Consider the following 12,067-nt stretch of genomic DNA (forward strand, 5'->3'; position numbering starts at 1 on the left):
GTTTATGCGGTCTCCAGAACGCGCGGGTAACCACGGGTGCTCGCTACGGTTGGGCGGTGACCGATCCGCGCAAGCAAACATTGTTCATGACCGTGCTCATGACACCCGACATGGCTAATTTCTCGGGCAACGTGCACGGCGGAACGATCCTGAAGTTCTTGGATCAAGTCGCCTACGCGTGCGCAAGCCAATACGCCCGGGCATATGTTGTGACGTTGTCCGTGGACCGCGTCGTGTTCCGCGAGCCGATTCATGTCGGTGAGCTCGTCACCTTCTCCGCGGCGGTCAATTACACCGGGAGAACGTCGATGGAAGTGGGCATTCGAGTCGAAACCGAGAACATCCAGCGCGGTGAGACACGGCACACCAACAGCTGCTATTTCACGATGGTTGCCGTAGGCGACGATGGAAAACCATTGGAGCTTCCTCCGCTCCTACCGTCGACTGCTGTAGGCCGGCAACGTTTCGAAGCTGCACGACGGCGGCGAGACCTGCGGCGCGAGACCGAGCAGCGGGAGTCGGAGATCCAGCAAGCCGCCAGCCACATGTGAGCGAAAATACGTCCCCTGCGACGTATTTTCGCTCACATGCGCCGAAGGCGCCTAACCGAAGAACGCCGCCGCATCCACATAGCGGCTCTCCGGAACGCGCTTGAGTTGCTTGACCGCGTCAGCCAGTGACACGAGCCCGATTTCGCTGCCGCGAAGCGAGACCATTTTCCCGAAATCACCTGAGTGGGCGGCATCGGCAGCATTGACGCCGAAGCGGGTTGCCAGAACGCGGTCGTAGGGTGTCGGCGTTCCGCCCCTCTGGACGTGCCCCAGAACGGTCGTGCGCACTTCCTTGTTGATGCGGCGCTCGATTTCCTGGCCGAGTTGGTGTGCGACGCCAGTGAACTTGACGTGGCCGAATTCGTCGATGCCACCGTCGAGAAGCGACATCGACCCCTCCCTCGGCTTGGCACCCTCGGCGACGACGCAGATGAAGTGCGAGTCACCGCGCTGGAATCGTTTGCGCACCAAATCGCACACTTCGTCGACGTCGAACGGGTGCTCCGGGATGAGAGTCATATGGGATCCGGACGCGAGACCCGCATGAAGTGCGATCCATCCGGCATGCCGGCCCATCACCTCGACGAGCATGACGCGCTGGTGTGATTCTGCGGTGCTGTGCAGGCGGTCGATGGCATCGGTCGCAATCGTGAGCGCGGTGTCGAATCCGAAGGTGACGTCGGTGCAGTCGATGTCGTTGTCGATGGTCTTGGGAACCCCGACGACGGGCACGCCCTCCTCGGACAGCCAGTTGGCCGCGGTCAACGTTCCTTCCCCACCGATCGGGATCAGCACGTCGATGCCGTTGTCGTCGAGGGTTTGTTTGATGCGATCAAGTCCGGCGCGGAGTACATCGGGATTGGTGCGCGCCGTCCCGAGCATCGTTCCGCCCTTGGTCAGCAGACGGTCGTTGCGGTCGTCGTTGCGCAACTGGATCCGGCGGTCCTCCAGCAGTCCTCGCCATCCGTCCTGGAAACCGACGACGGTGGATCCGTAGCGCGCGTCCGCGGTGCGGACCACTGCCCGGATCACCGCATTGAGGCCCGGGCAGTCGCCACCCCCGGTGAGAACTCCGATGCGCAATTTCTGGCCTCTCGTCGACTCCATACTCATCACCCTAAATCTTGCCGCCTCGCACCGGTGTCGGCAGCGCAACTCGCAGCGCATGGCCCGGGGGGCGAAGCACTCAGCCCGGCGTGACCACGCCGGTCTCGTAGGCCAACACCACCGCCTGGGCACGATCTCGTAGATCGAGTTTGCCGAGCACTTTGCCGACGTGAGTCTTGACGGTTTGTTCCGCGACGAACAGAGCAGTAGCGATTTCCGTATTCGACATTCCCTTGGCGATCAGCTCGAGAACCTCACGTTCACGAGGAGTGAGCACCCCGAGCGTGGCCGCCGACGGCCGGCGGGTCCCACGCCTCGAAGTGACCTCGGCGATCAATCGACGTGTCACCGACGGCGCAAGCAGCGCTTCCCCTGCCGCGACTACGCGAACGCCGCGGATGAGTTCGTCGGCCGGTGCGTCCTTCAGCATGAATCCGCTGGCACCGATTGTCAGGGCCTCGTAGATGTAGTCGTCGATGTCGAACGTGGTGAGCATCAGGATCCGAACGGGGGGCACGAGTGCTGCGCCGAGGATCGCGCGGGCCGCATCGAGCCCGTTCATCTGCGGCATCCGCACGTCCATCAGTACAACGTCGGGTCTCAACCTTTTGACTTCGGTCACTGCCGTCGCACCGTTGTCGGCGTCGCCGATCACGCTGATGTCCGGCTGCGCCGCGAGTAAAGCGCCGAATCCTTGTCGGACCATTGCTTGGTCGTCGGCGATGAATACCGTGATTGCCACGGATGACACCCTATGCCGTGAGACCAGGCACCGGCATCGCAACTGCAGTCGACGGCAGCCGCGCAACCACTTCGAATCCCCCGTCCGGGCGCGGCCTGGCGTCGATCCATCCGGCCACCCCGAGTGCGCGATCGCGCATCCCTCGGACGCCATGACCACCCGTTGCACGCTCGTGCGACACCGCGGCGGACCCCGAGCCGTTGACAACCTCCAGGTAGACGACGTCGCTGCCGTAATCGAGCCGGACCCTCACGTCGGCTTCCGGTGCGTGCCTGGAGGCGTTGGACAGAGATTCCTGCAGGATCCGATAGAGCGCGAGGCCCGTGGTGGCCGAAACACCGTCGGGCGCTCCGGTCGACTCCCAGCTCAAGCGAACACCGGCACGCAGACGGCTCTCGAGGAGAGCGGGTACGTCCCCGACGCCTGGCGCAGGTGTGTCCTCGGCCGGGACCCCATCGCTTCGCAGCACCCCGAGCATTCCCCTGATTTCGTTGAGCGCCTCGCGAGCCGTAGCGCCGATCGCTTCGAATTCGGCTGCAGCCGATGGTGATACGCCTTCGATACGATACGGAGCGCTCTGTGCCTGGACGACAACGAGAGACATGTGGTGCGCAACTACATCGTGAAGATCGCGGGCAATCTTGGCTTTCTCTTCGAGAACGGTACGTCGCGCACGCTCGAGCTCGCTGACCTCTTCCTGCTTCGCCAGCTGCCGCCTGGAGAGCACGAGCCAGCGCACGAGAAGGCCGAACACCACAATCGCGGTGAAACCGACACCCCATCCGATGCCGTCCTCACCCGGTGCGTACCCGACAAACAGCAGCACCGTGGCCACCCACGACACGGCAACCACTGGAATCGCGCAACGCAGACTGACCGCGAACACCAGAACCATCAGCACCATGATGTGGGTGACCTGCCACGGGTAGTCCCACCCCGGTTGCAGATCGAATGCGAGCGGAATCACTACCGCCGACAGAGCCGAGATCGACCACCCCAGAGCCGGATTGGCGCGGATGAGAAGGAAGGGAAACACTGCGAGTGCAGACACGATCGGCAGCAGCGGAGCAGAAACCTGATGAGTCAGCAACAGTGTCGGCCACGCAACCGAATAGAGAATCAGCGTGACGACGACGATCAGGAAGTCGAGACGGCGGCCGACACCTAGTGTGCCCTTGGTCCGCGAGATCATTCCCGGTTCCGACGTTCGGCTCCCGCGGGAGAAGATTCTGATACCCATCCACAGAACACTAGGAACATTGCCTCGAAAAGTCCTCATACCTCGGAGTGAGATCGGACTACCTCTCCGGTAGTGCCTATCCGCCCTCGACGGGACATCGAGGGCACCCGAGAACAGCACTACAGAGCGACGACCCGCACGACTGCGTCTTCATAGCGTCACTCACCATGAGACGCAGAGCGGGGACACGGACAGCACGAACACGAGCAGCGGGGTCACGAGCAGCGGGGTCACGAGCAGCACGGATGTATGCCGGACTGGTCGTGATCGGCGCGGCTCTCGGAATCGGGGCGACAGTCGGAATTCCTGCAGCCGATGCCGAAGCGCCGACATCGATCAGAACCGCGGCGACGGTCGCCATCGATGCACTGACCAGCTCGAGCGCCGAAGATGCTCGCACCTCCATCCCGGCAGGATTCGCCGGCGCGTTCTACTCCCCGACGATCGAGAATGGCCTACTGGTGAACCCCGACGGGGGCTGCTCGTCACCGATCCCCCTTCCCCATGAGTTCGACACAGCCTGCAAGGCACACGATCTGGGATACGACCTTCTCCGATTCGGGTCGGCAGCGGGCGCGCCGTCCACTCGGGAGGCACGCAAAGCTCTCGATACGCAGTTGGCCGAACGCACACACGACACCTGCACTTCGCGTTCGGGAATCGGTTCTCGCACACTCTGCTACACCCTGAGCACGGTGGCATCCGATGCGGTCGAGTTCAACTCCTGGCGTCAACGCTTTGCGGCGCCGAGTCCAGAACCGATGCTTCCGTATCTGATTGCGAGCGGTCTAGGGGTAGGAGCGCTCATGGCGGCGTCCTGCTCGGTATCGATCGCGGCTCCACTGCGCGCCGAAAGAAGACGCGCCGAAAGAAGCCGCGCAAGAACACAGGGCGGAAGGGTCGCAGCGGCATGAGCACCAGGACACTCGTTCCCCACACCCCGCAATCAGAGACACCGCCGACGATGTCGACGCGCAACACCGCACCGCAAGGAACGGCGCAATCGGTTCCCCGCACCGCAACCTCAATTCTGGTGTCGGCTGCCGTTATCGCATCGCTGGTCCCCTCGCTTCTGCCACGCTCCTCGCTGATGCAGGCGATCGTGACCGGAGTGTTCGCCACCGCCGCACTCGGGTTCGCGGCGCTAGCGCATCGAATCGTCGCTGGGGTTCGAGGGACGGCGTTCCCGACGCCTGCCCCGCACCCGGTCGCTCGGCGTATCGCTGCAGCGGCGGGTGTTACCGCAATACTTGCTGCCGCGGTAGGCGATGCTCGGTGGCAGAACGATCTACGCGAAGCAATGGACGTCCCGAACGCAGGCGCGCTGCACTGGATCGGAGTGCTGTGCGGTTCGGTGTCGGTGTGCTCGATCCTGGTCGTCCTCGGACTCGGCATTTCCCGCGGAATCGGGCGCCTCGGACCCGCGAGAACCCTTGCGATGGTGACCGCGTGCACAGTCGTCGGATACCTCTTCGTGGTCCCTGCCGCACTATCGACACTCTCCCGAAGTTTCGCCGTCTCCGATGCGCTGATGGACACCTCGCTCGCAATTCCTGTGTCGCCGGCGAAATCCGGCAGTGCGGCATCGACCGTGTCCTGGGATCTGCTTGGACGCGAGGGGCGCAAGTTCGTAGCCGGTGGAACCAATAATGCTTCTGTTCGAACCTATGTCGGACTCGGTGCCGCGCCGACCGTGAGCGAACGCGCGGCCGCCGCGGTAGACGAGTTGAACCGTGCGGGTGGGTTCGCGAAGTCACACATCGTTGTCGCAGTACCGACAGGATCGGGCTGGGTGGACGAGAATGCCGTCAGCGGCGCCGAAGTGCGATTCGGCGGCGACGTCGCTACCGTGGCGCTGCAGTATTCCGCTGCCCCCAGCTGGGCGACGTTCCTGTTCGCCAAGTCGGAGGCGAACGATTCGGCAGCGGCATTGCTCGAAGCCGTGAGCCTCGAGATCGACTCGCTGCCCGAAGCCTCCCGGCCGTCCCTGTACGTCTATGGTCAGAGCCTCGGTTCGATCGGTGGTAGCTCGGCAGTGGCAAACTACTCCGATGACGTGTGCGGGACACTCTGGGCCGGACCACCCGCCAAGAACGTGATACTGGGAGATGCTGTGGTACTGGCCAATTCGTCCGACCCGGTGGTGCGATGGTCGTCGGATCTCCTCATGTCACCACCGGACCTCGATGCGGTGCGCGTCGATGCGCCGCTGCCGCAGTGGATACCGGTGGTGAGCTATCTGCAAACGACCATCGACATGGTATCCGCACTGGCCGCTCCGGACGGCCACGGCCACCGATATGGACGTGATCAAGGCATGTTGCTACCGCCGTGCTAGTCCGTGAGTCCCATTCTTACTCCTAACCAACCCATTTCGCCTTCCAGCGCAGGAGCCCACACATCCATCGAATGTCCGCCAGGCAGTTCGAGGTAACGCGAATCGATTCCCGCTGCCACCGCGGCATCGAATGCACGGTGAGTCTGGGGGCGAAACTCGTCGTCTTCGGCTCCCACCACAAAGGCTCCAGCGGAGCCCGAAAATGCGTTCTCGGACATCACGGTCAACGGCGCGACGTCGTCGAAGAGCTGCTGCGATCGTTCACTGTCGTCGCCGAACGCCGCCGTGATCGACTCTTCGCGCGAACCTCGCCGCGGTTCGTCTTCGCCGGAGATGTCGAGAAATGTCGGGTAGGTGATCGGGGCCCGGACGGCGGTCTGCAGCGCGCAGGTGCCCCCGTAGGAATAACCCCCGATGGCCCAGTTCTTCGTGTCGGTCGAAACCTGAAGGTGGTCCGCCGCCCATGCGGGCAAGTCGACGGACAAGTAGCTGAATACGTTTCCGAGAGCGGAATCCATACACATCGGATTGGCGTCGGCGTCGCCGAGTGCGTCCGCCACGATCACCACGGGTGCCAGCCCGTCGTGCCGAGCGGCGAAGGTGTCCATCGTTCGACCGAGATGCCCACCGTCGATCCAATCGACGACATGACCCGGCTGACCGGTGAGGAGAACCAAGACGGGAAGGTCCGCGCGCGGATCGGTCAGATACGCCGGAGGAACGTAGATCGATGCCGGTCTGGCGTGAAACCCAGACACCGGGCCTGGAATGTCCGCCTCGATGACGTCACCGATCGGTGGCATCGACCTGGGCGGAGTCCACCCGGCCTGTAGCGGCCCGTCGGCCACCACTAGGTCCGTCGGTGACTGGAGATCATCCAAATCCGCATCGACGACCGGAGGATGTCCCAGCACCGCGGCGATAGTCGGATACCCCACAAGGTGGGCATTGAGTTGCGCGAGGACCGCGGCTACCACCACGAGCGCGGCGACGATCCCGATCCGACGTTCTCGCACCAGCAGCCACAGCAGAACCGCCATTGCGGCAGCAACCGTGACGATCACCGGGAACACGTCGTCGACTCTGATGTGCACGACGTCCAGTGCGACGTCGTGCACCCAGCGATACGTCTGCATGCTTAATTCAGTCGCATTCTTACTTCAGTTGCCCGCGTGCAACCTCGTACGCGGCACCGATTCGGTATAGCCGATCATCGGCAAAAGCAGGCGCCATGATCTGCAGACCAACCGGAAGCCCGTCCTCGGCGGCGAGACCCGACGGCACCGACATCGCGCAGTGTCCTGCCAGGTTGGTCGGCAACGTGCACAGATCGTTGAGGTACATGGCGATCGGATCGTCGACCTTGTCTCCCAATGGGAATGCAGTTGTCGGGGTCGTCGGTGACACCAAAACGTCGACCTGCTCGTATGCCTTGTCGAAGTCGCGTGCAATGAGCGTGCGAACTTTCAGCGCCTGACCGTAGTACTCGTCGTAGTAACCAGCGGACAACGCGTAGGTACCGATCATGATGCGGCGCTTGACCTCTGCTCCGAACCTTTCCGCGCGCGTGATCGCCATGACCTGCTCCGCGCTGTGCTTTCCGTCGTCGCCGACCCGCGTGCCGTAGCGCATGCCGTCGAACCGAGCGAGGTTCGAGGACACCTCGGACGGCAGGATCAAGTAGTACGCGGCTAGCGCGTGCACGAAGTTCGGGCACGACACCTCGACAACCTCGGCTCCAAGCGACGTCAGCGTCGCGACCGCGGCGTCGAAGGACGAAATGACGCCCGCCTGGTAGCTGTCCGAGTGCAGTTCCCTGACCACTCCGACGCGAACGCCCACCAAGTCGCCCCGTGCACCTTCTCGCGCAGCTGCGACGACCGATGCGACCGAGGTCTCCACCGACGTCGAGTCGCGCGGATCGTGACCGGCGATCACCTCGTGCAGCAGAGCGGTGTCGAGCACGGTGCGTCCACATGGACCGCCTTGGTCGAGCGATGATGCGCACGCGATGAGGCCGTACCTGGACACGGTTCCGTAAGTGGGCTTGGTGCCGACGGTTCCCGTCAATGCGGCCGGCTGGCGGATGGACCCGCCCGTATCGGTCCCGATCGCGAGCGGAGCCTGGTAGGACGCCAAAGCAGCGGCACTACCGCCGCCCGAACCGCCCGGGATCCGGTTGGTGTCCCATGGGTTCTTGGTGGGGCCGTACGCAGAGTTCTCGGTGGACGATCCCATCGCGAACTCATCCATGTTCGTTTTCCCGAGCAAGGGAATTCCGGCTGCTCGCAGCTTGGACGTGACCGTCGCGTCGTACGGCGAGATCCATCCCTCGAGAATTTTCGACCCACACGTCGTCGGCATATCCGTGGTGGTGAACACATCTTTCAATGCCAGTGGAACACCAGCAAGCGCCGACGCTGGACGCTCACCCGCGGACAGCGAAGCATCGACTTCCTTGGCGGAGACAAGCGCTGCAGCCGCGGAGACGTGCAGAAATGCGTGGAACTCTCCGTCGACATTGTCGATGCGGTCGAGGTGAGCCTGCGTCACCTCGACCGCGGAAACCTCGCGGGAATGGATGCGCGTCGCGAGTTCGGACGCGTCGAGTGCGGTCAGGTCGGTCATTCGCTCTCTCCCAGGATCTGCGGCACTGCGAAACGGTCGTTCTCGGCATTCGGCGCACTCGACAACGCCTGCGCCGGAGTCAAACCAGGAACGATGATGTCCGGTCGCGTGACGTTGGTGATCTCACTGGGGTTTGCTGTCGGGGGAACGTCGCCGGTCGCGACTTCCGCAACCGCCTTCACGTGGTGAAGGATCGAATCCAGCTGGCCGGCGAACTCGTCCAACTCGGCTTCGCTGAGAGCCAGCCGAGACAGCCGGGCGAGGTGAGCAACCTCGTCGCGCGAGATATCAGGCACCGCGTAGACCCCTTTCACACATATATCGAGGCAGTCGCACAGCCGCACGACCCCTGCCAAGCCTAATGGCCGGACCCCGGGTCTCGTCATCCAGCAGTCACGAGGTGTGAGGAAGGTGTCGTAAAGGTCACGTGCGGCGCTGCGGTTTCGATCAGGGGGGCCGAGAATGCAAGGATGGCTCGCGGCACTTGCGCACGTGAGCCGCCGTTCGGGGCGCCGCTCGGCGAACCTTCGATCTCGAGAGTGTCACCGAAAGGGAGCGTTATGTCGTATCTGCTCCGCGTTCAGCTTCCCGATCGTCCCGGCAGTCTCGGATCGCTCGCCGTCGCTCTCGGTTCGGTCGGCGCCGACATTCTGTCGCTCGAGGTCATCGAACGCGGCGACGGCTATGCGGTGGACGATCTCGTGGTCGACGTGGCCCCCGGCGCACTGCCGGATACATTGATCACCGCGGCCGAGAACCTCGACGACGTACGCGTCGACTCGATCCGGCCGTATACGGGCGTCCTCGACACCCACCGTGAGCTCGAACTGATCGATCGCGTGGCTGCTGCATCGGACGACCGTCTTCAGGTACTCGTCGACGGCGCGCCACGCGTGCTCAGGGTGGGATGGTCCGTTGTGGTCGCGACAGGCAAGCACGGCGCGTACCGCGTGGTCGGCAGCTCGGGAGCGCCGGAGACTCACGCCACCGAGATGCCGTGGATGCCTCTCGCTCGCCCGGCTACGCTCGACGGCGAAGCCGAATGGGTGCCGCAGGTCTGGCGCGACATGGACACCAAAATCGCTGCCGCTCCACTCGGCTCCACCGGAACCGTCCTGATGCTGGGTCGCCCGGGCGGACCCGATTTCAGACCGTCCGAGGTGGCGAGACTCGGTTACCTCGCCGGCATTGTCGCCACCACTCTCGGCTGAACTACCCTTTCTTGTCAGCCTCTTTTTCGTCGGCCTCTGCTTCGTTCACACCCTGCTCCGGAGCAGTTCGGACTGCGTCGGGCCCTTCGGTGAGCAACAACGTGAACCCTGCTTCGTCGAGTACCGGCACTCCCAGTTCCACGGCCTTGTCGTGTTTGGTGCCGGGTGATTCACCGACGACGACGAACGCGGTCTTCTTCGACACCGACCCCGCTGCCTTGCCACCGCGAGCTAGGATCGCTTCCTTGGCCTGATCACGTGAGTAGGTTTCGAGCGAACCTGTGACGACAATGGACATCCCGTCGAGGTTGCGGACGATGGACTCGTCACGCTCGTCCTCCATCCGGACGCCTGCGGCACGCCACTTTTCGACGATGGTGCGGTGCCACGGCACACGAAACCACTCGGACACTGCCTTCGCGATTGTTGCTCCGACGCCATCGACGGCCGCCAGCTCTTCTTCCGTTGCGCTCTCGATGCGTTCGAGACTGCCGAATTCGCCTGCGAGCGCTCGCGCTGCGGACGGTCCGACGTGTCTGATCGACAGGCTCACCAGCACGCGCCAGAGCGGCCTGTCCTTGGCCTTGTCGAGGTTTGCCAACAGTCTGCGACCGTTCGCGGACAGCGCGCCCGCTTTGGTGCGAAAGATGGAAGTCTTCAGCAAATCTTCTTCGGTCAGCGAGAAGATGTCGCCCTCGTCGAGGATGGCCTCTGCTTCGAGCAGGTCCGAGGCGGCTTCGTAGCCGAGGCCCTCGATGTCGAAGCGTCCGCGCTCGGCAACGAAGAACACTCGCTCACGCCGTTGGGCCGGGCAGAATTCGGAGTTGGGGCACCGAAGATCTGCGTCGCCCTCCTTGGCCGGAGCCAACGGGGTGCCGCATTCCGGGCAGTTCTCGGGCATTACGAATTCGGTCTCGTCACCGGTACGAGCGTCGACGACGGGGCCCAACACCTCGGGGATGACCTCCCCCGCCTTGCGGATGGTGACGGTGTCGCCGATGAGTACACCCTTGCGCTTGACCTCGGAGCCGTTGTGCAGGGTGGCCAGCGACACCGTGGAGCCGGCTACGAGCACCGGTTCCATGTACGCGAACGGGGTGACGCGGCCCGTGCGGCCGACGCTCACACGGATATCGAGAAGCTTGGTCGTCACTTCTTCGGGCGGGTACTTGTATGCAATTGCCCACCGGGGCGCCCGCGAGGTGGTTCCGAGTCTGCGATGCAGCGACATCTCGTCGACCTTGACCACGAGCCCGTCGATTTCGTGTTCGACATCGTGGCGGTGATCGTCCCAGTAGGCGACCTTCTCGATCACGGTCTCGATGCCTTCGACTCGTGAGGTGTGTGAGGACACCGGAAGGCCCCACGCCTTCAGTGCCTCATATGCGTGCATCTGAGAGTCGGGAGAGAAGCCCTGCATGCGTCCGAACCCGTGACAGATCATTCCGAGACGGCGACGGGAGGTGACCGCAGGATTCTTCTGACGTAGCGAGCCTGCAGCCGAATTGCGTGGGTTTGCGAACGGGGGTTTGCCCTCCTCCACGAGGGAGGCATTGAGCGCTTGAAAATCCTCCAACCGGAAGAACACCTCGCCTCGCACTTCCAGCAACGTCGGCGTCGGGTAGTCGGGGCTTTCGGTCAGTGCCTCCGGAATGTCCTCGATGGTGCGAGCGTTGAGCGTCACGTCCTCACCTGTGCGGCCGTCGCCTCTTGTGGCGCCTCGCACGAGCTTTCCGTTCTCGTACACCAGGTTCAGAGCAACACCGTCGATCTTGACTTCGCACAGGTAGTGGAGGTTGGGGCCAGTCTCCCCTTCGACCCTCCTGGCCCAGGCACGCAGCTCATCGTGATCGAACACGTTGTCCAAGCTCAACATTCGATCGAGGTGATCGACTGCCGTGAATTCGGTGGCGAACCCGCCGCCGACCAGTTGCGTGGGCGAATCTGCGGTACGAAGTTCGGGGTGCGCATCTTCGAGGTCGTTCAGCTCACGAAGCCGGGTGTCGAATTCTCCGTCGGAGACGAGTGGTGAATCTCGTACGTAGTATCGAAACTGGTGGCCACGCACTTCCTCGGCCAACTTCTGCCACCGCTCGCGGTCCTCGCTCGTTGCAGGTGTACCCGCCGCTGTTTCCTCTGCACCGGGCTGCGCCCCAGCGTCGGTTCCTGGCGTAACTGCAGTCGATTCGTCCACTTGTGAAGATTAACGGAACCCTCCGACACTGATGATCGAACTCGGAGGCATCGGCT

Annotated in this window: 11 protein-coding genes; 4 read left to right on the top strand and 7 right to left on the bottom strand. The window is 63.4% G+C overall.

Features of this window, described 5'->3' with window-relative positions:
* The first annotated feature begins 86 nt into the window (after positions 1-86).
* The gene (locus QMK17_RS01420) at positions 87-551 is read left to right on the top strand and encodes an acyl-CoA thioesterase (protein ID WP_283506673.1); all 465 of its coding nucleotides are present in this window, start codon (positions 87-89) and stop codon (positions 549-551) included.
* Positions 552-602: 51 nt separating this feature from the next.
* On the opposite strand, the gene QMK17_RS01425 is transcribed toward QMK17_RS01420, so the two are convergent.
* The 3 genes from QMK17_RS01425 to QMK17_RS01435 form a co-directional block, all read right to left on the bottom strand.
* On the bottom strand, positions 603-1,634 hold the full coding sequence (locus QMK17_RS01425) for an ATP-dependent 6-phosphofructokinase (protein WP_283506674.1): 1,032 nt from the start codon (positions 1,632-1,634) through the stop codon (positions 603-605).
* A 103-nt stretch (positions 1,635-1,737) separates the two neighbouring features.
* Positions 1,738-2,400, bottom strand: a complete 663-nt coding sequence (locus QMK17_RS01430; protein WP_283506549.1) for a response regulator — start codon at positions 2,398-2,400, stop codon at positions 1,738-1,740.
* A 10-nt stretch (positions 2,401-2,410) separates the two neighbouring features.
* Positions 2,411-3,592, bottom strand: coding sequence for a sensor histidine kinase (locus tag QMK17_RS01435; protein WP_283506675.1), 1,182 nt, complete (start codon positions 3,590-3,592; stop codon positions 2,411-2,413).
* A 293-nt stretch (positions 3,593-3,885) separates the two neighbouring features.
* Between QMK17_RS01435 and QMK17_RS01440 the strand changes: the two genes are divergently transcribed.
* Positions 3,886-4,554 carry a hypothetical protein gene (locus QMK17_RS01440; protein WP_283506550.1) on the top strand — a complete coding sequence of 223 codons (669 nt, stop codon included), beginning with the start codon at positions 3,886-3,888 and terminating at the stop codon, positions 4,552-4,554.
* Positions 4,551-5,978: an alpha/beta-hydrolase family protein gene (locus QMK17_RS01445; protein ID WP_283506551.1), complete on the top strand. Its 1,428-nt coding sequence runs from the start codon at positions 4,551-4,553 to the stop codon at positions 5,976-5,978. The genes QMK17_RS01440 and QMK17_RS01445 overlap by 4 nt, the downstream gene beginning before the upstream one ends.
* Here the strand turns inward: QMK17_RS01445 and QMK17_RS01450 are convergent.
* The 3 genes from QMK17_RS01450 to gatC are packed head-to-tail and all read right to left on the bottom strand — an operon-like array spanning position 5,975 to position 8,902.
* The gene (locus QMK17_RS01450; RefSeq protein ID WP_283506552.1) at positions 5,975-7,114 is read right to left on the bottom strand and encodes an alpha/beta hydrolase; all 1,140 of its coding nucleotides are present in this window, start codon (positions 7,112-7,114) and stop codon (positions 5,975-5,977) included. The genes QMK17_RS01445 and QMK17_RS01450 overlap by 4 nt on opposite strands.
* Before the next feature lie 19 nt (positions 7,115-7,133).
* Entirely contained in the window at positions 7,134-8,606 is a 1,473-nt protein-coding gene (gatA, locus tag QMK17_RS01455; protein WP_283506553.1) for an Asp-tRNA(Asn)/Glu-tRNA(Gln) amidotransferase subunit GatA, read from the bottom strand.
* Positions 8,603-8,902 carry an Asp-tRNA(Asn)/Glu-tRNA(Gln) amidotransferase subunit GatC gene (gatC, locus tag QMK17_RS01460; protein ID WP_283506554.1) on the bottom strand — a complete coding sequence of 100 codons (300 nt, stop codon included), beginning with the start codon at positions 8,900-8,902 and terminating at the stop codon, positions 8,603-8,605. Before gatC ends, gatA begins: the two co-directional genes overlap by 4 nt.
* A 264-nt stretch (positions 8,903-9,166) precedes the next feature.
* On the opposite strand from gatC, the gene QMK17_RS01465 reads away from it, so the two are divergent.
* Positions 9,167-9,817 carry an ACT domain-containing protein gene (locus tag QMK17_RS01465; RefSeq protein ID WP_283506555.1) on the top strand — a complete coding sequence of 217 codons (651 nt, stop codon included), beginning with the start codon at positions 9,167-9,169 and terminating at the stop codon, positions 9,815-9,817.
* 1 nt (position 9,818) lies between these two features.
* Here the strand turns inward: QMK17_RS01465 and ligA are convergent, their stop codons facing one another.
* On the bottom strand, positions 9,819-12,011 hold the full coding sequence (gene ligA / locus QMK17_RS01470; protein WP_283506556.1) for an NAD-dependent DNA ligase LigA: 2,193 nt from the start codon (positions 12,009-12,011) through the stop codon (positions 9,819-9,821).
* Positions 12,012-12,067 lie beyond the last annotated feature (56 nt).

The sequence above is a fragment of the Rhodococcus sp. G-MC3 genome, from assembly GCF_030063335.1.
Classification (GTDB): Bacteria; Actinomycetota; Actinomycetes; order Mycobacteriales; family Mycobacteriaceae; genus Rhodococcoides.

Bases quoted from the DNA above. Each gene is read 5' to 3' on its own strand.
- QMK17_RS01420 (WP_283506673.1), top strand. From the start codon at position 87: ATGACCGTGCTCATGACACCCGACATGGCTAATTTCTCGGGCAACGTG.
- QMK17_RS01435 (WP_283506675.1), bottom strand. From the start codon at position 3,592: ATGATCTCGCGGACCAAGGGCACACTAGGTGTCGGCCGCCGTCTCGAC.
- QMK17_RS01440 (WP_283506550.1), top strand. From the start codon at position 3,886: ATGTATGCCGGACTGGTCGTGATCGGCGCGGCTCTCGGAATCGGGGCG.
- QMK17_RS01445 (WP_283506551.1), top strand. From the start codon at position 4,551: ATGAGCACCAGGACACTCGTTCCCCACACCCCGCAATCAGAGACACCG.
- QMK17_RS01450 (WP_283506552.1), bottom strand. From the start codon at position 7,114: ATGCAGACGTATCGCTGGGTGCACGACGTCGCACTGGACGTCGTGCAC.
- gatA (WP_283506553.1), bottom strand. From the start codon at position 8,606: ATGACCGACCTGACCGCACTCGACGCGTCCGAACTCGCGACGCGCATC.
- QMK17_RS01465 (WP_283506555.1), top strand. From the start codon at position 9,167: ATGTCGTATCTGCTCCGCGTTCAGCTTCCCGATCGTCCCGGCAGTCTC.